Raw genomic sequence first — 20553 nt, forward strand, 5'->3', positions numbered from 1 at the left:
AAGCAGCTTCTCTTTTGCCGTCCGACAGAATGATCATAGTTGATATTTCGCGTTTTGCTGGATTAACTGGTTGATTGCATGCCAGTTAGAATGAAAATCAGAGTTTTTAGGAGGAGTCTGGAGCGAGGCGACAGGGCCAGCCAATGCTGGATGGCCTTGTTGGCGAGAAAATTAATGCTCACGAGTTTTGCGGAACACCACGTCAGGATAGCGTTCCTGCGTAATGTTCAGGTTCACCATGGTTGGCGCGATGTAGGTCAGGTTGTCACCGCCGTCCAGCGCAAGGTTAACTTCATTCTTGCGCTGGAATTCGTCGAACTTTTTGGCATCGCTGCATTCCACCCAGCGCGCCGACGAGACGTTGATCGCTTCGTAGATCGCTTCGACGTTGTATTCGCTTTTCAGACGCGCAACTACCACGTCGAACTGCAGCACGCCGACCGCGCCGACAATCAGATCGTTATTTTGTACCGGACGAAACACCTGCACCGCACCCTCTTCCGACAGCTGCACCAGCCCTTTCAGTAGCTGCTTCTGCTTGAGCGGATCGCGCAGGCGAATGCGGCGGAACAGCTCCGGCGCGAAGTTCGGAATGCCGGTGAACTTCATGTTTTCACCCTGGGTAAAGGTGTCGCCGATCTGGATGGTACCGTGGTTGTGCAGGCCGATGATGTCGCCCGGCCAGGCCTCTTCCACGTGCGAACGGTCGCCCGCTATAAAGGTCAGAGCGTCGGAGATCACTACATCTTTGCCGGTTCGCACCTGGCGCAGTTTCATGCCCTTCTCATATTTCCCGGAGACCACGCGCATAAAGGCGACGCGGTCGCGGTGTTTCGGGTCCATATTGGCCTGAATCTTGAACACGAAGCCGGAGAATTTCTCGTCCTCCGCGCTCACGGTGCGCACATCGGTGGCGCGCGGCATCGGCGCCGGCGCCCAGGAGACCAGACCGTCGAGCATATGGTCGACGCCGAAGTTGCCCAGCGCGGTGCCGAAGAAGACCGGCGTGATTTCGCCGCTCAGGAACAGCTCGCGATCGAATTCGTGCGACGCGCCCTTTACCAGCTCCAGCTCTTCACGCAGCTGCACCGCCAGCTCTTCGCCGACCGCACTGTCCAGCTCTGGATTATCCAGCCCTTTAACGATGCGCACATCCTGAATGGTATGCCCTTTCCCCGACTGATAGAGGTAGGTTTCGTCGTTATAGAGGTGATATACCCCCTTGAACAGCTTGCCGCAGCCGATAGGCCATGTGATGGGCGCGCAGGCGATCTTCAGCTCGCTCTCGACCTCATCCAGTAGCTCCATCGGATCGCGGATGTCGCGGTCGAGTTTGTTCATAAAGGTCAGGATCGGCGTATCGCGCAGACGGGTGACTTCCATCAGCTTGCGGGTACGATCCTCGACGCCTTTCGCCGCGTCGATAACCATCAGGCAGCAGTCCACCGCCGTCAGGGTGCGGTAGGTATCTTCCGAGAAGTCTTCGTGCCCCGGGGTGTCGAGCAGGTTAACCAGGCTCTCGCGATAGGGGAACTGCATCACGGAGGTGGTGATAGAGATGCCGCGCTGTTTCTCCATCTCCATCCAGTCGGACTTGGCGTGCTGGCTGGAGCCGCGGCCTTTTACCGTACCGGCGGTCTGGATCGCCTGTCCGAACAGCAGCACCTTTTCGGTGATGGTGGTTTTACCCGCATCGGGGTGCGAAATGATCGCAAAGGTGCGGCGGCGCGACACCTCTTGCATGAAATCAGACATGAGCGCGTTCTTCTCATCGAGGCAACATCGCTGGAGAGGACGCTGCGGAGTAATCATGATGGCTGGAAATCCGGCAGGTAAACGGAGCCAAGCGTGACCAAAGCGTCAGGCGGCGGAGAGATGCGCGTTCTACATGAGCGGCGTTTCCGGCCACCTAGTCTCTGCTCTGTTAAGGTGGCTATAGCATACAATATTTCGCGCGCGGCGGCAAACAGGGGCAGCGGAAAATTGTTGGCGGCGTCAGCGGTTCCGCCGCCAGAGAAAGCCCGCCAGCAGGCGGGCAAGCGGTGGCGTTAGCCCAACGTCCTTTTTACGCAGGCCTTAAAGGTATCGACCCCAATCTCCAGCGCGTTCAGGTCGAAGCGCATATAGGGATGATGCAGCCCCGCAGGTTAGTGCCCAGCTCCCAGAAGCCCGCCTTGACGCCGGGGCGCTTTACCGGATTATAGAAGAAGTCCTCGCTACCCGGCGTGGTTTTCGCGTCCAGCAGCCCCTCTTCCCCCTGCACGTCGCGGATCGCCGCGCGGATCAGCGCGGCGACGCTGTGCTGAATCGCCTGGGTCACCTTCTCTTTCAGCTCCGTCATCGGCGCGTTCTCCTGCGAGCGCAGATCCCATACCACGCGCGCCAGGTCAGTCATCGAGTTGGTGACGCCAGCGTCGCACAGAAAACGGGTCGCCTTGACACCAAAAGTCAGGCCCGGCGCGAGATGAATGGCGTTGACCGCCTGCAACACCGTGTCCAGCGTTTTGACGCCGAGATGCGGACGCGCGGCGTGCGCGGGGTGCCTTTAATGGTAGCCTCCATCCAGTGTCGAGCAGGCGGAGTAGAGCACTGCCGGCGTCGCCTGCCCTACCACGCATTCCTCCAGCGGGCGCAGATGAAAGCCGAGGATCATCTCAACGTCATCCAGCACGCCGGCGTCCAGCTCTTTCGCGGGCTGAAAAAAATTTTTTAGGCGCCCTTTTTAACCGCGCCCTCCGCCAGCAGCTCCTGCGCGGCGGTCAGCACCACCGATGAGTGACCGTCGTGGCCGCAGGTTGTGGCGCGCGCAGGCGGCCCATATATGGCAGCTGCGATCCCATCAGGAAAATCGCGGGCGCGAGGATGGTGATATCCTCGCCGGTCAACAGCCCTTTGCTCAGCAGGCTCACCGCCACGCCAGTGCCCACAGAGGAGGAGAGCCAGGTGGTCAGCAGCACGGTGATCGCCTCGCCCGGCAGGCCGAACAGCCCCATCACCGGGGCGAAAAGCTGGCCGAGAAAAGGCATAATGCCGAGCAGATTCAGTACTTCCGCCAGCACATAGGCCATAACCATGTTGGGCATCAGGTTATGAATGGTAATATGAAACCCTTTACGCGCGCCGGTCACGAATATATCAAAAGGGTTCTGGCTGACTTTTACCGCGCCGTTATTTTCCATGATTGAAATCATTTTTATAAACACTGTTTAACACACAACGCGTCAGCGCCGCACCGACAAATTTAAGAACGAACATTAGGGTGAGCGGAATAATAATCGGCAGCGTCATAGAGGCGAACAGCGCCGAGCCGATGGCGAAATAGTTATTGATTAAGCCGGCGCCGGAATATTGCCAGGCGCTCATTACCACAATCTCTTTTTTCGTCACCTGGCCGCGGTCATAAATCTCTTTGGTCAGCGCCGCGCCCGCGTCGGTGCTTTGCGGATCGGTGATCAGCGCCAGCCCGCAGCGCCCCGGCAGCCCCATCAGCGACTGAAGCAGCGGCGTCAGCAGCTTGTGTGCCGCGCGCATTGCGCCGTAGTGGGTGAAAATATCCAGAATGCCCAGCGCCAGCATCACCGTCGGCGTCAGCGACAGCGCAAACAGAAAGCCCGCTTTGGCGCTCAGGCCGCCTGCGCCGAGTAAAGGTGTTGCTGGCGGGATCTTTCATGGTGCCGAAGCTGCCGCCCAGCGTAGTGAAGTCAAACGCGCCCAGCCAGTGAAAGCCATCTACCTGATAAAGTAATCCTGAAAAAAACAGAATAGCGATAATCAGCGCCAGATAGCTGCCTTATACTGGCAGAGATGTGCTCGCCGGTCAGCACTATTTTTTCGTCAGTCATGCTTTTACCTGCTAAATAGAGTGAATAGTTGCAGTATATGGAACTCAACAGGTCGCAAGATTTATGCCAGCCCCTGAAAAGCGTCGATTTTGTAAATAAAATTTTCTGCCTGCCGCCGTTTCCGCTAAATAATGTTCAAATATGCGCCAGTTAATATTGCGCGGCGTCTTACCGGATAGTGCCGCCGCTGCACGCTAATTGTACAGGCGATTTGCCCCGTTATGGTGCAGCTTGCACAAACGAACATTGCGTCAGAAATGATAATCGATCGCATTCAAATAGCTGAATAATTCTAGTTAAATCATATTGATAACAGGAAAGTTTTTCATAAAAACGCTTTCAATCGTCGCGCCTCCTAATGCATAATTCGCCGCTTCTCACCTGTCTGAATAATGCTCTTAAAAAGGAATCGCCGCATGCTGACTGCTGAAATGACCGCTCGTCTCAACGATCAACTTAACCTCGAATTTTTCTCCGCGAATCTCTATCTGCAGATGAGCGCATGGTGCAGCGACAAAGGCCTGGAAGGCGCGGCGGCGTTTCTGAAAGAGCACTCTCGCAAAGAGATGGAGCATATGCAGCGCCTGTTCGATTACCTGAGCGATACCGGCGCGATGCCGGTGCTAGGCACCATCGCCGCGCCGCCGGTCGCCTATAACTCGCTGCCGGAACTACTGGAGCAGGCGCTGGAGCACGAGAAGCTGATCACCAGCAAAATCAACGAAATGGCGCATGCAGCGATCACCTCGCTCGACTACTCAACCTTTAACTTCCTGCAGTGGTACGTGGCCGGACAGCACGAAGAAGAGAAGCTGTTTAAAACTGTGCTGGATAAGCTGGCGCTGGTAGGCAACAAAGGCAAAGGCCTGTTCCTGATCGATAAAGATCTGGCGCGTATGAATGCGGAAAGCCACGGCGGTAACGGCTGAGGCAGCTTGCGCAGGCGGGATGGCCGAGGCGCAAAGGCGCTTAACGCATTCCTGCTCGCTCAGCCCGCACGGGTACGCATCTTATCCCTGAGGTTCGTCCGTGCTGGGCCAAAGCGCGGTGTTGGTCAAAACTGCTCCCGAGGTGATATCCCTGCCGCAGGACGCCTTGCTCTCTGAGCTATCCTGCCCGTACGGCCCGCACGGTGTGTTCAGAGCGGTCTACCAGGACCGCCCGGCGCGGCCCTAAAGGCTAAACCGCGCGCCCTGCTCGCCGTTGATCGCGCTTCAGCAGCACGCGCATCAGGCCCGCCTGCAGCACAAAGATGCGCAGCAGATGGCGGTTATCCACCTTCAGCTCGACAAAATGATCCGTATGCTGATTCAGCGTCCAGTTCTTCAGGGTTTTCATAGCGGTATCATTATTGTTCAGCGCTGCGCTGACGACGTTCGGCGATAAACATCACCAGGAAAATCGCGCCCACCAGGTCGAAAAAGCCCATGGCGACGAACAGCGGATTGAAACCAATGGTGTCGGTGGCGACGCCGATAATCAGGGAGAAGATAAAGCTGGCGATCCCGGTGTAGGAGCCGAGCATGCCGTTCACCATCGCCATCTGGAGGCGATCGAAACGCTCCACCACCAGCGCGCTCAGCATGCAGGAGATCCCCTTATGGCCGAAGCCGCCGATGGAGATCAGGGCGATCGCCAGATAGGGATCTTTGACCAGCGTCATCAGCGCCGCGCCGGTGATCGAACTGGCGACGATAAGAGTTAACGCGCGTCAGGCCGAACCACTTCACGTAGATTTTGGTGATATAGCCGCTGGCGACGCTGCCGAGATCGGCGGCGAGAAACGGCAGCCAGGCGAACATTACGATCTGCTTGAGATCCATGCCGCGCTCGTTGGCCAGGTAGAGCGGCACCCAGAAGCTCAGTACCGCCCAGGCGGGTTCGGTGGGGAAGGCCGGAATCTTCTCTTTGCCGATGGTTTTCAGCGCCTGGAAGAAGGGTAGCTTTTCCCCCACCGCCTCGTTGTCCTGGGTAATCCAGGTGCGCTCTTCGTCAGAAAGGCGCGTATGTTTTTCCGGCGACTGGTAGCTCCACAACCAGAGTCCGACCCACAGCAGCCCCAGCCCGCCGGTAAGCAGAAACGCCCCCTGCCAGCCAAAAGAGATATGCGCCACGTAGATAATCGGCGGCGCCAGCATCGCGCCGATCGAGAAGCCGATGCCCGCCCAGCCCACCGCCACCGGACGCTCTTTTTTCGGGAACCAGTCGCCGATCGCCTTGGCGTTGGCGGGGGTAGCGGCCGCTTCCGACGCGCCCATGACGAAGCGCAGCAGCGCCAGGTGCAGCCAGCTGCCCGCGCCAGCGTGCAGCTGGCAGGTGACCGACCAGATCAGCGCGCATATTCAGAAAGCCCATCTTCAGGCCAATGACGTCAATCAGCCAGCCGCACAGCGGCTGAAACAGGGTGTATAGGCGACATCCTTACTACGCAAAACACGCCGCCCGCAGGAAACTATACGGACAGCGTGGTGGTGGATTTGGCGTTTTAGACAGAGGCGTTGACGGGCGTCGCGGCGCGGTGGTGCGCGCGATACTGTTTCACCATGCGGCCAATCAGCAGCGTGCCGATCAAGCCGCAGACGGCGGCGAAGGTCAGCCAGACGCCAGGCATCGCTTTATCGCCGGTGGAGTGGATCAGGTAACTGGAGACGGCGGGGGTAAAGCCGCCAAACAGTGCAGTCGCCAAGCTGTAGGCGAGGGAGAAGCCGGAGGCGCGCACCTCAGCGGGCATGATCTCCGCCAGATAGACCACCATCGCGCCGTTATAGCTGGCGTAGAGGAAAGAGAGCCACAGCTCCGCCTCCAGCAGATGCGCAAAAGTCGGCGATCCCACTAGCCAGTGCAGCACTGGCCAGGTGGTGAGGATCATCAGTACGGTAAAGGTAATCAACAGTGGACGGCGGCCGATGCGGTCCGACAGCGCGCCCATCAGCGGCAGCCAGATCAGGTTGGAGACGCCGACGCACAGCGTCACTAGGAAGCTCTGCTTGTCGCTCATCATCAGCACGGTTTTGCCAAAGGTCGGGGTAAAGGCGGTGATCATATAGAACATCACCGTGGTGGTGACCACCATCAGCATACCCGCCAGCACCAGCGCCCAGTTGCTCACCAGCGAACCCATAATCTGCCGCATGGTCGGATGCTGTTTGCGCTGACTGAAAGCTTCGGTCTCTTCCAGCATGCGTCTGATCCAGAACAGGAACGGCACGATCATGCAGCCGATAACCAACGGAATACGCCAGCCCCACTCGGTGACCGCCTCTTTCGCCAGCAGATGGTTCAGCAGCAGGCCGAGCAGCGCGGCGAAGATCACCGCAATCTGCTGGCTGCCCGACTGCCAGCTGACAAAGAAGCCCTTGCGCCCTTTTGGCGCGACTTCCGCCAGATAGACCGAGACACCGCCCAGCTCCACCCCGGCGGAGAAACCCTGCAGCAGACGGCCCAGCAGGCTCAGGATCGGCGCGGCGGCGCCCAGCGTGGCGTAGCCCGGCACCAGCGCGATAGTCAGCGTGCCGATCGCCATCAGGCCCAGCGTTAGTAGCAGCCCTTTGCGGCGGCCATGGTAGTCGATATAGGCGCCCAGCACGATGGCGCCCAGCGGCCGCATCAGGAAACCGGCGCCGAAGGTCATCAGGGTTAACATCAGCGAGGCGAATGGATCGTCGCCGGGAAAGAAGGTTTTGGCAATGGCGGTGGCGTAGTAGCCAAACACCATAAAGTCATACATTTCAAGAAAGTTACCGCTGGTAACGTTAAAGATGGTTCGGGCGCTGCCCTGAGTCTTTGTCTGGCTCATATTCATAGTTGCTTCCCGCATTTTTTTACTATTTACCCTGACCGAGCCGGAAATAACGTAATGGCACTCACCATTTCACTCCATAACATTGAAACAAAAAGTAACAAAAAATTAACCTCGTAATTATGCAGCATGATTCACCATTGCAGGGCGCTACGCCCCTTTCTTACGACTAAAGGCAGCGCTTTAACCTTGTCTATGATGTCGCTCGAAAGGCTACCTTCAGAAACCGCTCCAGCGCCCTAAAGTGGATGAACGAGCACGAGGAGTAAAGCCTCCCGCACTGCGCCATAACAAAGGGCCTTACCGACAGCACCCAAAGCCTGAAAGCGGATGAGCGGGACCGAGGAGCAAAGCGTCCCGCGACAGGGGTGTCGAGGGCCGAGCCGGCAGGAATGCCGCCTTTTGCGTCTTTGCGATCGGGCCCGCTTACCCGCGCCGGCACCGATCCCCTAAACAACTCCCGGCAACTTCTCGCCCACAAAAAAGGGCAGCCCTCAGGATGCTCTCTCTCTCTCTCTCTCTCTCTCTCCACTCGCAAAACTTACCCTGCTCGCAGAACCTACTTCGCGGCGCTCTCCATCCCCATCAGACCGATCTTGAGATAACCCGCGCCACGCAGCTTATCCATCGCGCTCATCAGGGTCTCATAATCGACCGACTTATCGGCCTGGAAGAAAATCGTCGTCTCTTTATTGCCCTGAGTCTGGCTGTTGAGCACCTCAACCAGCGTCTCTGGCGTCACCTAATCGTTGCCAATATAAAACTGCTTATCAGCCTTAATCGACAGGTAAACCGATTTTTCCGGACGCGGCTGTAGCGCGCTGGTCGAGACGGGCAGATTAACGCGAACATCCACGGTCGCCAGCAGCGCTTCGGCGATGCCGGGCGCGACCACCGCCAGGTTGGTGGTCTGGGTCTGGGCGATGCCGATAAAGGGTGCGACGGAGCCGATGGTGGTGAGGAAGCCGTTGCCGCGGCCAGCGTGACGGCTGAAGGCGGCGACGCGGCGCTCAAGGCGGAAGCTGGTGCGTTCTTTAATGCCGTCGGTATATTCAACGCCTGCGGAGAGCGCCAGTTCGTTTTGCGTGTGGTTAAGCAGCGCCGCGCTGTGGCTGTGGCTGTGGGGTTTGAATTGCGCAGCGGCACGCGAGGCATCGCCTAACTTCCGGGCTTTGCCCTGCGCCAGCTGCTCACTTTTCAAACGGCGCTTTGCCGCGCTGATTTCGGCAAACTTTCCAAAAAATCGCTCAGGTCACGACCAAAGCCAGCAACAGGCCGATCATTACCACTTTTACCACGATATCAGCATGTTGATACATGCCCCAAACGGAGAGGTCCGTTTGCATCAAGTCACTGGCTACCACGCTGCGTCTCCAACTTCATATGCAGGAATAATAGATAAGCGTGAATAATAGCAAAAAACGGCGAATTGATAGTAGTTCTCATTACTATTTACAATCAGCGAGACTGCATGTTAAGGGCTTTTTATAAATTTTACGCCGATTTTCAGTTCCATTTCAAAAATGTGATTTCTAATACAAATTTATTAAAATGTAGTTTTAAATGTAAACTTATTCATTCAATCAGCATTACTGCATTTTCACTGTGCCCGTTTTGCCTATTCTGGCAGCACGCGACCGCTTCATGCCCTCCTCTAACCTGCCCGGAGAAAAATAATGAGAGTCAATAAATGGATCCTTGCCGCTTCCGTTGCTGCCGCGCTTGGCCTTAGCGCCCGCGCCGCGTCGGCGATAAGTGTTGATAAGTGGCGGAAGTGCAACCTGCGGGCTATTCCACCGTCGTCGCATTACAGCATATGGGCGACAAGCTGAAACAGGCCATCAACGGGCGGCTGGAGATGCGCGTCTACGCAGGCGGCGTGCTGGGCGACGAAGATCAGACCCCGCAGCAGGTTCATTTGTCGCTCATAACTATCTGCCCGTGGCGAAGTACTACACTCTGACCGGCCACTTTATCCAGCCGGAGATGATCCTCTTCTCCAAAGCCTCCTAGGCGCGCCTGTCACCGGAAGATCAGGCGCTGCTGAAAAAGCTGGGCAAGGTGGCGCAGGATGAGGAACGCTAGCTGTGGGCCACCTACACCCAGCAGTCAATTGAAAAAAGGAAAGCGGGCGGCGTCACCTTCCAGGAAACCGACCGGGACTATTTCATGAAGGCGACGCAGCCGGTGCGCGATCAGTTCGGCGGCAAATATCAGGATCTGATGATGCGATCGCTGACGTCAAATAACCTTTCCCGCCTCGCGTTCTGCGCGGCGTTTCTCTGGTAACGCATATGACACGCTATTAACGTCTGATGGATGGGCTCTACCTGCTGTGCATGGGCATCGCTGCTGTGGCGCTACTAATTAATGGTGACGGTGATCCCCATAGGCATCTTCGCCCGCTACGTACTTAACGGTGCGCTGGCCTGGCCGGAGCCGGTCGCCATTATCTGCATGATCATTTTTACCTTTATCGATCGGCGCGCCGGTCGGCTATCGCGCCAGCACCCATATCTGCGTATCCATGGTGACCGACCGCGTGCCGCCCGGCGCGCAGCGCATGATGCTGCGCCTGTGCGATCTGCTGATGGTGGCGACCTGCCTGATCATCTTCCAGGCCAGCTATAGCCTATGAGGCAATGTGGATCCAGCCGCTCACCTCGCTGCCCTGAGTGACCTACGGCGAGATGTACCTGCCGATCCCGATTGGGGCGCTGTTTACCCTGCTGTTTGTTGTTGAGCAGCTGCTGAACGGCGATCAAAGCCAGCGGCCGGTGGTGGTTTTGGGCGGAACACACTGAGGAACAACCATGGACGCACTGATATTGATCGGCACTCTGATTGTGCTGCTGCTGTTGGGTTTTCCCGTCGGCCTGAGCGCCTTTATCGGCGCCTGGTGGATTGAGCTGCGGCTAGAGGCGGTGATCATTCAGATCACCAACGGGGTGAACAAGTTTTCGCTGCTGACCATTCCCTTCTTTATCCTCGCGGGTGCGATTATGGCGGAGGGCGGCATTGCGCGACGGCTGGTGAACTTTGCCTATATTTTTGTCGGCTTTATTCGCGGCGGGCTATCGCTGGTGAATATCGTCGCCTCGACCTTTTTCGGTGCCATCTCCGGCTCGTCGGTGGCGGACACCGCCTCGATCGGCTCGGTGATGGTCCCGCAAATGGAGCAGAAGGGCCACCCGCGCGACTTCGCGGCGGCGGTGACCGCCAGCGGATCGGTGCAGGCGGTGCTGACGCCGCCCAGCCACAACTCGGTGATCTACTCGCTGGCGACCGGCGGCGTGGTAACCATCTTCTCACTGTTCGTCGCCGGCATTTTTCCCGGCCTGCTGCTAGGGCTCTGTCTAATGGTGATGTGCCTCGCCTTTGCGCGCAAGCGCAGCTATCCCAAAGGCGAGCGCATCCCGTTCCGCCAGGCGGTGAAGATCTTTTTAGACGCCTTCTGGGGCCTGCTCACCATCGTGATTATCCTCGGCGGCATCTTTACCTACTCGGAGTCGGCGGCCATCGCCTGCATCTAGGCGTTTTTCGTCACCATGTTTATCTACCGCGACTTTAAGTGGAAGCAGCTGCACATTCTGCTGTTCCGTACCATCAAGACGGTGACCATCGTGATGGTACTGATCGCCTTCGCGGCGGGCTTCGGCGCGATGATGACCTTTATGCAGCTGCCGACCATCATCACCGATGCCTTTACCAGACTCTCGGGCAACAAGTATATCATTCTGATGTGCATCAACGTGCTGCTGCTGGTGATCGGCACACTGATGGATATGGCGCCGATTATCCTTATCCTGACGCCGGTGCTGCTTCCGGTGGCAACGGCGCTGGGTATCGATCCGGTGCACTTCGGCATGATCATGATGACCAACCTCGGCATCGGGCTGATCACACCGCCGGTGGGCACGGTGCTGTTTGTCGCCAGCGCGGTGAGCAAGCAGAAGATCGAACAGGTAGTGAGTGCGATGCTGCCCTTCTACGGCGTGCTGTTTGTAGTGCTGATGCTGATTACCGATGTCCCCGCCATCTCGCTCTGGCTACCGCATCTGATGGGGGTCATGTAGCGCGGTCGCTGCCTCTGGCCGCAGCTGCGACGCACCCTGTAAACCAGCCTGCCCGGCAACGGGCAGGTTCTGAATATCGGGATTTAGGATCAACCCTGACCGGCGATTCGTGGTAACGTGAAGGCTTTGCGGTAAGCGGCAGGCAGAGAACGATGACAACAAAAAAAATCGACACCACCTTAGTCAGTGCAGGACGCAGCAAGCGTTACACCCAGGGCGCGGTCAACAGCGTAATCCAGCGCGCCTCGTCGCTGGTTTTCGACAGCGTCGCCGATAAACAGCGTGCCACCGAGGGACGCGCCAAAGGCGAGCTTTTCTATGGCCGTCGCGGCACCCTCACCCACTTCGCCCTGCAGGACGCCATGACCGAACTGGAAGGCGGCGCCGGCTGCGTGCTCTATCCCTGCGGCGCGGCGGCGGTAGCCAACGCCATCCTCTCTTTCGTAGCGACAGGCGACCACGTGCTGATGTGCGGCGCGGTCTATGAGCCAACCCAGGACTTCTGCACGCAAATCCTCAGCAAGCTCGGCGTCACCACCACCTTCTACGATCACAGCATCGGCAGCGACATCGGCTCACTGGTGCGCCCCGAGACGCGCGTGGTGTTTCTCGAATCCCCGGCCTCCATCACCATGGAGGTGCAGGATACCGCGAGGATTGTCGCAGCGGTGCGCGCCAAAGCGCCTGGCGCGGTGATCATGATGGACAACACCTGGGCGGCGGGCGTTTTCTTCAATGCGCTGGCGCACGGCATCGATATTTCGATTCAGGCGGGCACCAAATACCTGATCGGCCACAGCGACACAATGATCGGCACCGCGGTGGCGAATGCGCGCTGCTGGGATCGGCTGCGCAAGAACTCCTATCTGATGGGCCAAACGGTGGACGCTGACAGCGCCTATATGGCGAGCCGCGGCCTGCGCACGCTGGCGACGCGCCTGCGTCAGCATGAGGCGAGCGCGCTGCAGGTGGCGGAGTGGCTGGCGGCGCGGCCGGAAGTGGCGCGCGTTAACCATCCGGCGCTGCCGCAGAGCAAAGGGCACGACTTCTGGAAGCGCGACTTCAGCGGCAGCAGCGGCCTCTTCTCGTTTGTGCTGTATGAAAAACTGAGCAGCGAAAAACTGGCGCATTATCTCGATCGCTTCCACCATTTCAGCATGGCCTATTCGTGGGGCGGCTATGAATCGCTGATCCTCGCGAATCAGCCGGAAGAGCTGGCGGCGATTCGTCCTGCGGGCGGCGTGGACTTTACCGGCACGCTGGTGCGCCTGCATATTGGTCTGGAGCACGTTGACGACCTGATTGCCGATCTGGCAGTAGGCTTTGAACGCCTGACGCAGGCGTAACCTAAACAGAACCTCAATTACAACACGGCGTCCGGCGGCGGATCAAAACGCCAGGTTGGATTGCCGCTAAAATAGATTCCTTGTGACTCGATGGGATAGCAGATGGGTATTTTACACGAGATTGTTCATGCGCTCTGGCATCAGGATTTTGCCGCGCTGGCCGATCCAAATGTGGTTTGGGTAGTTTACGGCGTGATGTTCCTGACGCTGTTTCTGGAAAACGGGCTGCTGCCCGCCTCGTTTTTGCCGGGCGACAGCCTGCTGCTGCTGGCAGGGGCGATGGTCGCCAAAGGGGTAATGGATTTCGTGCCAACCATGGTGATCCTCACCACGGCCGCCAGCCTCGGCTGCTGGCTGAGCTATTTGCAGGGACGCTGGCTCGGCAATACGCGGCTGGTAAAAAGCTGGCTGATGCACCTGCCGGCGCAGTATCACCAGCGCGCGTGGCAGCTGTTCAACCGCCACGGCCTGATAGCGCTGCTGGTGGGCCGCTTCCTGGCCTTCGTCCGCACCATTCTGCCTACAATTGCGGGCATCTCCGGGCTGCAGAATGTCCGCTTTCAGCTGTTCAACTGGCTGAGCGGACTGCTGTGGGTGGCGATTGTGGTGGCGTTCGGCTACGGCATCAGTCAGGTGCCCTTTATCAAACGCCATGAAGATCAGGTGATGGTGATCCTAATAGTACTGCCGATGGTGCTGCTGTTCGCTGGCCTAGCGGGCAGCATCGCGGTGATCTGGAAAAAACGACGGCAAAAAAGGGCCTGACAAGGGGCGTCAGGCCTGCGGCTCCGCTATCGTCTGACGCACGCGACTGATCTCTTCGCCCGGTGTGACGCCAAAGTAGCGCTTAAACTCCTGCGAGAAGATGGGCTTTCATAGCCCACTCGCACCGCCGCGCCCGCCTTCAGCCCGTCATGCAGCATCAGCAGCCGCGCCTGATGCAGCCGGTAGCGCTTCAGATACTGCAGCGGAGAAGTTTGCGTCATCACCTTGAAGTTATGGTAAAACGCCGACACGCTCATATTCACCTCTGCCGCCAGCGCATCGACGCTGAGGTTATCCGTATAGTGATTCTCAATACGGCGCAGCGCACTGGCGATCTGGCTGAACTGCGTATGGCGGCTCACCAGCGACAGCAGTGCCCCGCCCGTCGGTCCGGTCAGCACGTAGTAGATGATTTCCTGCACAATCTGCGGCCCCAGCCCGCGCGCGTCGCGCGGATTGGCTATCACATCCAGCAGGCGCTCCGCCACGCACAGCATCGGCTCGGTGAGCCACACCAAATGAATGCCGGAAGTTTGTAGCTGCGGTTGGAACTCCTCGTCGTCGCCAATCTCAATCAGCAGATCCTGTAGCCTGGCGGTATCGACCGTCAGGAACATGCCGGCGAGGGGTTCTTCCGCCGACGCCCAGGTTTCGCACTCCACCGGCAGCGGCAGCGGCAGCGGCAGCGGCAGCGGCAGCGGCAGCGGCACGGTAAGCATCAGGTATTTTGTTGCGTCGTAGGTAAAAACGGTGCTACCGAGATAGCCGGTTATTGCTGCCCTGAAACAGAATAACGATACCGAGCCAGTACATAATCGGCGTGCGCGGCTGATACTGGTTGACTTAAATCAGGCTGACGTTTTCCACTGGACAAAGGCGGTTGCGTCCGTGGGTCATCAGGGTCACGACCTAGTTTACCAGGTACTGACACAGAGCTTCGTGCGCCATGCATCTCTCTCATGGAGTAAAGAAGCCAGACTGCTGCGAAATTCGCCACCAAAAAAGAGAAACATGCAAGACTTCCGCAGGCTCAGGCAGGGCGAGAAGTGGAATTGCCGCCCACAATAAGGTTTATTGACTAGACACTTAAGCCTCTCAGATTCACTGCAACAGAAAGGAGCACCTATGGCAGATCAACCGATTATCAAACTGCATGACGGAAATATGATACCGCAGCTGGGGCTTGACGTGTGGAAGGCGAGCAATGAAGACGCCCACCGCGCGGTGCTGAAAGCGCTGGAGGTCGGCTACCGCTCGATCGATACCGCCGCGGCCTATAAAAACGAAGAGGCGATCGGAAAAGCGTTGCAGAACACCGACGTTGCGCGCGACGATATTTTCGTCACCACCAAGCTGTGGAATGACGACCAGCAAAACGTGCAGCAGGCGATGGAAACCAGCCTGCAAAAGCTGCAGCTGGAGCAGGTCGATCTCTATCTTATGCACTGGCCGTGCCTGGAGAAAGATCACTACGTCGACGCCTGGAAAGAGATGATTAAGCTGCAGCAGCAGGGCCTGGCGAAAAGCATCGCGTCTGTAACTTCCACGAAGCGCACCTGAAGCGCCTGCTGGATGAGACCGGCGTCTCGCCGGTGGTTAACCAGATCGAGCTGCATCCGATGCTGCAGCAGCGCACGCTGCATGTGTGGAACGCCATGCATCAGATCCGGACCGAGTCCTGGAGCTCGCTAGCGCAGGGCGGCAAAGGGGTATTCGATCAGAAAATTATCCGCTAGCTGGCGAACAAGTACGGCAAGACGCCGGCGCAGATCGTGATCCGCTGGCATCTCGACAGCGGCCTGGTGGTGATCCCGAAATCGGTCACCCCTGCGCGCATCGAGGAGAACTTTGCAGTGTTTGACTTCCGTCTGGAGAAAACGGAGCTGAGCGAGATTGCGAAGCTGGACAGCGGCAACCGTCTGGGGCCGGATCCGGAAACCTTTAACGGCTAACCGTTACGCGCGCTGTCGCCCTGACAGCGCGCCCTTGCCGTCGACGGCCTTACGCGGTCGGCTGCACCAGTAGCTGCCCCGCCGTGCCGAGATCGGTCAGCTCCAGCGTCTGGCTGTAGTAGACGTAGGGGAAATGATCTGATGAGCTTTGCGGAAAACTCACCAGCAGCTCCACCTCGCCGTCCCCCCCTACCGTATCTTTCCAGCCGCGATCTTCGCCCATCGGCTGCGCACCGTTGACGCTCTTAATCAGAAATATCGCGCCCTGAATATGCATCGACTGCGGACGATCGGCGCGCAGGATCCAGCGTTCAAAGGTGCCCTGCTGCACTGTGGTGTCGATACGGTTCATATCCCAGTGCGCGCCATTGATGCCTGGCGCGCCGTCGTCAAGGCGGAACTCGCGCGTGCGCGTCGCCGCGCCGTCGAGGATCTAGTCCGCCAGCAGGCGCATCGGCAGGTTATCGGTGACCAGTGGCAGCAGGCCGGTGGGACGCAGCGTCAGCACCAGCGTGTTGGTGAGAATGGACTAAGGTTCAAACAGGCCGCACAGCCGGTCCATAATGCCCGCCGCCGTGCCCGCAGTAATCGATACCTCGTCGCCCTGCGACATATCGAGCAGCACTTCGCGACGCTCGCCCGGCGCCAGCGAAAGCTGCTGCACCGCCACCGGCGCGGGCAGGAAGCCCTGATCGTTGGCGATGACGGTAAAGGGACGGTTATCACTTAGCGACATCTGATAGCGACGCGCGTTCGACGCATTGAGCAGGCGCAGACGCACCCAGCCGCGCGACACCTCGACAAAGGGGTTCTGCACCCCGTTAACCAGCAGCACGTCGCCGAGGAAGCCGCTATCCTGCGGCGGATCGTAGGCTGGCGTGCCGAAGTTATCGAGGCGTTTGTCCTGAATGATCAGCTGAAAGTCATCCACGCCGTAGTGGTGCGGCAGCGGCAGCTGCTTGCTCACCTCATCCTCAATCAGCCACATGCCCGCCAGCCCGTTATAGACGTGCGGCGCCATGCGGTTCGGCGTATTGGCGAGGTACCAGCAGGTGGCGGCGTTCTGGCGAATCGTCAACACCGGCGCCCAGTCGACCCCGGCGGACATAATGCGCGCCGCGCCGCCTGCCAGCGCGCCCGGCACCTGCAGACCTCTGACGGTCATCGCCACCGGCTCGTTAAGGCGATTGCTGTAGATCAGCTTGACGTCGTCGCCGTTGTAGACGCGCACCGTGGGTCCAAGATAGAGGCCATTGACTCCCCATACCGGCACCTTGTTATTGTCGCCGAGAAACGACCAGTGGCTGCGCATCAGCGTCAGAAACAGCGGCTGGCCGCGACGCGATTCGATAAGCGGCGGCACCGGCAGCGGCGTATCGCCGCCAGGAGCGGAGGCGGCGCGGCAGGCAAAAGACCTGCGCCGAACGCCGCGCCAGAAGAAAGCTGGATAAACTGTCGTCTGCTGAAAGACATAGAACGTCAAACCCTTTACGCGTGTACGCGTGGCGCCTGCGCGCCAGCCAGTTGTTATTCTTGATTTATTGCTGTATTGCGTCGCTGCGCGGATTGCGCGCCGCGTGCATCCGTGCGGGTGCCGGCGAAGCGCTAGCCGGTCAGAGCTTACCGCTTTTTTCGCGCGCCTCAACTTCGGCGTTGAGCGCTTCCAGTTTATCCATCATCAGTTCGCGGCAGTGGGTCGCCAGCTTGCGCACCGATTGGTTGGTGTAGCCGCTGGTATCCACCGGCGGCAGCATCTCGACGACAACCAGGCCATTGTTCAGGCGGTTCAGGTTGATCTTACCGTGAGTGTTGGAGACCACGATAGGTATAATCGGCACTCCTGCCGCCACGGCCGCATGGAAGGCGCCGGTTTTAAAAGGTAGCAGACCGCGGCCGCGGCTGCGCGTGCCTTCCGGGAACATCCAGAACGAAATGCGCTTCTTTTTGAACTGATCGACCAGCTGGCCGATGGTGCCGTGCGCCTTGGTGCGGTTATCGCGGTCGATCAGCAGGTTGCCGGTCAGCCAGTAAAGCAGGCCGAAAAACGGCACCCACAGCAGGCTCTTTTTGCCCACCGTCACCGTGGTCGGCTGCAAGATCTTCGCCGCGGTGATCATATCGTAGTTGTTCTGGTGGTTGGCGATATAGATGGCGTTGCCGTAGCTTTCCGCGTCGGTCGGCTTGCGCAGCTCTACTTTGACGCCGAACACGCCCGATAGGCGGCCGAACAGATGGCCGAAAGTCGCGACGTGGCGCGGATTGCGCGGCGAGAACAGACACCAGATACAGCCGAAAACACAGACCAGTATCGAGTAGATAACAATAAAGATGGTGCGCAGTATCAGTAACATATATCCCTCTTTATAGCGCGGCGGAACCGGTCCGCCGCGTGGCTCAGGCTTCGCTCTCGCCGCTGCCGGCACGCGCTGGGGCATCCAGCTCCACCTTGTCGATACGCTGCAGGCCGCGCGGCAGCAGCGTGCCGCGGCGTCCGCGGTCGGCGCGGAATTTCTGTAGCTCTTCGCTGCACAGCACCAGCTTGCGCTTGCTAACGTAGAGCGTGACCACGCTGCCCGGCTGCAGGATCAGCAGCGACGCCAGCTTATCGTTGCCCGCCGCCGCGTCCGCCGCAGGAATGGAGATAATCTTGTTGCCCTTGCCCTTCGACATCCGCGGCAGTTCGCCCACCGGGAACATCAGCATGCGTCCCGCCTGGGTGATCGCCAGCAGCATGTCATCTTCGTGATGCACCGCCAGCGGCGTCATCACGCGCGCGTTGTCCGGCAGCGTCAGCAGCGCCTTGCCGGCGCGGTTACGCGACACCAGGTCGGCGAAGGTGCAGATAAAGCCATAGCCAGCGTCGGAGGCCATCAGCAGCTTCTGGTCGTCCGCCTCCATCAGCACCTGCTCCACCACCGCGCCCGGCGGCGGCGTCAGCTTGCCGGTGAGCGGCTCGCCCTGCCCGCGCGCCGACGGCAGCGAGGTGGGATCGAGCGTGTAGCTGCGTCCGGTGGAGTCGATAAAGACGACCGGCTGATTGCTCTTGCCGCGCGCCGATGCCAGATAGCTGTCGCCCGCTTTATAGCTCAGCCCGGACGGATCGATGTCAGGCCCTTTGGCACTGCGCACCCAGCCCATCTGCGACAGCACGATAGTGACCGGCTCGGACGGCATCAGCTCGTTATCGCTCAGCGCTTTCGCCTCTTCGCGCTCGTTGAGCGGCGAACGGCGATCGTCGCCATAGGCGGCGGCGTCTGCCTGCAGCTCTTTCTTCAGCAGGGTGTTCATCTTGCGCTCGGAGGCGAGGATCGCCTGAATCTGATCGCGCTCTTTCTCCAGATCGCTCTGCTCGCCGCGGATCTTCATCTCCTCCAGCTTCGCCAGGTGGCGCAGCTTGAGCTCCATGATCGCTTCCGCCTGGGTTTCGCTGATGCCAAAGCGCAACATCAGCACCGACTTCGGCTTATCTTTGCTGCGGATTATGTGGATCACTTCGTCGATATTGAGGAAGGCGACCAGCAGGCCCTCAAGAATATACAGGCGGCGCAGCACGCGCTCAAGGTGATAGTTAAGGCGACGCTTGACGGTGTCGCGGCGGAACACCAGCCACTCCGACAGGATCTCGTGCAGGTTCTTAACCGCCGGACGGTTGTCCAACCCGATCATATTGAGGTTAACACGGTAGCTCTTCTCCAGATCGGTGGTGGCGAACAGGTGGTTCATCACCTGATCGAGATCCACGCGGTTGGAGCGCGGCACGATCACCAGACGTGTCGGGTTTTCGTGATCCGCCTCGTCACGCAGATCCTCTACCATCGGCAGCTTTTTGTTGCGCATCTGGGTGGCGATCTGCTCCAGCACGCGCGCGCCGGAAACCTGATGCGGCAGCGCGGTGATAATCACCTCGCCATCCTCTTTTTTCCACACGGCGCGCTGGCGGATAGAGCCGCGCCCGTTCTGATAGATTTTGCGGATCTCCTCGCGCGGCGTGATGATCTCCGCCTCGGTGGGGAAATCGGGGCAGTGCACGATATCCAGCAGCGCGTCGAGGCTGGTATTGGGCTTATCGATCAGCGCCATCGCCGCCTGCGCCACTTCGCGCAGGTTGTGCGGCGGAATATCGGTGGCCATGCCGACCGCGATGCCAGTAGTGCCGTTCAGCAGGATATTCGGCAGCCGCGCCGGCAGCATTTTCGGCTCCTGCAGCGTGCCGTCGAAGTTCGGCACGAACTCGACGGTGCCCTGGCCCAATTCGCCGAGCAGCACTTCCGCATATTTAGAGAGGCGCGATTCGGTATAGCGCATCGCTGCAAAGGATTTGGGATCGTCCGGCGCGCCCCAGTTGCCCTGGCCGTCTACCAGCGGGTAGCGGTAGGAGAAGGGCTGCGCCATCAGCACCATCGCTTCGTAGCAGGCGCTGTCGCCGTGCGGATGGTATTTGCCCAGCACGTCGCCCACGGTACGCGCCGATTTCTTGAATTTCGCGCTGGCGCTAAGGCCCAGCTCTGACATGGCGTAAACGATACGGCGCTGCACCGGCTTCAGTCCGTCGCCGATATAGGGCAAGGCGCGATCCATGATGACGTACATGGAGTAGTTCAGGTACGCGTTTTCGGTAAATTTGTGCAGGGCAAGACGCTCTGCACCATCCTGCGTCAATTCACTCATTAAGCTTTTATCCTCACTTCGTGGCCCGCAATGGCGGAACACCCGGCGGTTATTTGGCGAGGATAGTACCTTAATCGCCGGGATTAGTCACAGGGGAAGCGCGGC

The 20553-nt window shown here is 59.0% G+C and carries 10 protein-coding genes and 9 pseudogenes; 7 read left to right on the forward strand and 12 right to left on the reverse strand.

The annotated features are described in order from the left end of the window. Window positions 1-171 precede the first annotated feature (171 nt). From prfC to EIO60_RS09685, 4 genes and pseudogenes are all read right to left on the reverse strand, one after another. Window positions 172-1755: a peptide chain release factor 3 gene (prfC, locus tag EIO60_RS09670; protein ID WP_258576660.1), complete on the reverse strand. Its 1584-nt coding sequence runs from the start codon at window positions 1753-1755 to the stop codon at window positions 172-174. Between the two features lie 293 nt (window positions 1756-2048). Further along, window positions 2049-2841 (reverse strand): annotated as a pseudogene (locus tag EIO60_RS09675) (M20/M25/M40 family metallo-hydrolase); the annotation flags it as partial. Beyond that, the gene (locus EIO60_RS09680) at window positions 2760-3179 is read right to left on the reverse strand and encodes a YjiG family protein (RefSeq protein ID WP_258576661.1); all 420 of its coding nucleotides are present in this window, start codon (window positions 3177-3179) and stop codon (window positions 2760-2762) included. The gene EIO60_RS09680 and the pseudogene EIO60_RS09675, both read right to left, overlap by 82 nt. Next, a pseudogene (locus EIO60_RS09685) lies at window positions 3169-3781 on the reverse strand (nucleoside recognition domain-containing protein). The gene EIO60_RS09680 and the pseudogene EIO60_RS09685 overlap by 11 nt, the downstream one beginning before the upstream one ends. A gap of 477 nt (window positions 3782-4258) precedes the next feature. Here EIO60_RS09685 and ftnA point away from each other — a divergent pair. Next, window positions 4259-4771 (forward strand): non-heme ferritin, encoded by a 513-nt coding sequence (gene ftnA, locus EIO60_RS09690; RefSeq protein WP_258576662.1) that lies wholly within the window; start codon window positions 4259-4261, stop codon window positions 4769-4771. Between the two features lie 250 nt (window positions 4772-5021). Here the strand turns inward: ftnA and EIO60_RS09695 are convergent, their stop codons facing one another. The 4 genes and pseudogenes from EIO60_RS09695 to EIO60_RS09710 form a co-directional block, all read right to left on the reverse strand. Beyond that, entirely contained in the window at window positions 5022-5180 is a 159-nt protein-coding gene (locus EIO60_RS09695; RefSeq protein WP_258576783.1) for a hypothetical protein, read from the reverse strand. A 10-nt stretch (window positions 5181-5190) separates the two neighbouring features. Continuing rightward, window positions 5191-6251: pseudogene (locus EIO60_RS09700) on the reverse strand (MFS transporter); the annotation flags it as partial. 76 nt (window positions 6252-6327) lie between these two features. After that, window positions 6328-7644 (reverse strand): MFS transporter, encoded by a 1317-nt coding sequence (locus EIO60_RS09705; protein ID WP_374058166.1) that lies wholly within the window; start codon window positions 7642-7644, stop codon window positions 6328-6330. A 556-nt stretch (window positions 7645-8200) separates the two neighbouring features. Next, window positions 8201-8593 (reverse strand): annotated as a pseudogene (locus EIO60_RS09710) (biopolymer transporter ExbD). Window positions 8594-9406: 813 nt separating this feature from the next. Here EIO60_RS09710 and EIO60_RS16725 point away from each other — a divergent pair. The 5 genes and pseudogenes from EIO60_RS16725 to EIO60_RS09740 all read left to right on the forward strand — a co-directional run bounded on the left by EIO60_RS16725 (window position 9407) and on the right by EIO60_RS09740 (window position 13828). Next, a complete protein-coding gene (locus EIO60_RS16725) occupies window positions 9407-9604 on the forward strand; it encodes a hypothetical protein (RefSeq protein WP_374058167.1) in 198 nt (65 codons plus the stop codon). A 352-nt stretch (window positions 9605-9956) separates the two neighbouring features. Next, window positions 9957-10445, forward strand: a pseudogene (locus EIO60_RS09725) (TRAP transporter small permease). A gap of 9 nt (window positions 10446-10454) precedes the next feature. Beyond that, window positions 10455-11717 (forward strand): annotated as a pseudogene (locus EIO60_RS09730) (TRAP transporter large permease). 152 nt (window positions 11718-11869) lie between these two features. Beyond that, complete coding sequence (metC, locus tag EIO60_RS09735) at window positions 11870-13063, forward strand: cystathionine beta-lyase (protein WP_258576664.1); 1194 nt, start codon at window positions 11870-11872, stop codon at window positions 13061-13063. Between the two features lie 102 nt (window positions 13064-13165). Continuing rightward, a complete protein-coding gene (locus tag EIO60_RS09740; protein WP_258576665.1) occupies window positions 13166-13828 on the forward strand; it encodes a DedA family protein in 663 nt (220 codons plus the stop codon). Between the two features lie 9 nt (window positions 13829-13837). Here EIO60_RS09740 and EIO60_RS09745 read toward each other — a convergent pair. Beyond that, a pseudogene (locus tag EIO60_RS09745) lies at window positions 13838-14725 on the reverse strand (AraC family transcriptional regulator). Between the two features lie 228 nt (window positions 14726-14953). Here EIO60_RS09745 and dkgA point away from each other — a divergent pair. Then, a pseudogene (gene dkgA / locus EIO60_RS09750) lies at window positions 14954-15780 on the forward strand (2,5-didehydrogluconate reductase DkgA). A 49-nt stretch (window positions 15781-15829) separates the two neighbouring features. Here the strand turns inward: dkgA and ftsP are convergent. The 3 genes and pseudogenes from ftsP to parC form a co-directional block, all read right to left on the reverse strand. Further along, window positions 15830-17253: pseudogene (gene ftsP / locus EIO60_RS09755) on the reverse strand (cell division protein FtsP). Between the two features lie 140 nt (window positions 17254-17393). Then, entirely contained in the window at window positions 17394-18131 is a 738-nt protein-coding gene (locus EIO60_RS09760; protein WP_258576666.1) for a 1-acylglycerol-3-phosphate O-acyltransferase, read from the reverse strand. Between the two features lie 43 nt (window positions 18132-18174). Further along, a complete protein-coding gene (gene parC / locus EIO60_RS09765; protein ID WP_258576667.1) occupies window positions 18175-20448 on the reverse strand; it encodes a DNA topoisomerase IV subunit A in 2274 nt (757 codons plus the stop codon). Window positions 20449-20553 lie beyond the last annotated feature (105 nt).

This window comes from Candidatus Pantoea persica (genome assembly GCF_013753875.1).
GTDB lineage: Bacteria > Pseudomonadota > Gammaproteobacteria > Enterobacterales > Enterobacteriaceae > Pantoea > Pantoea persica.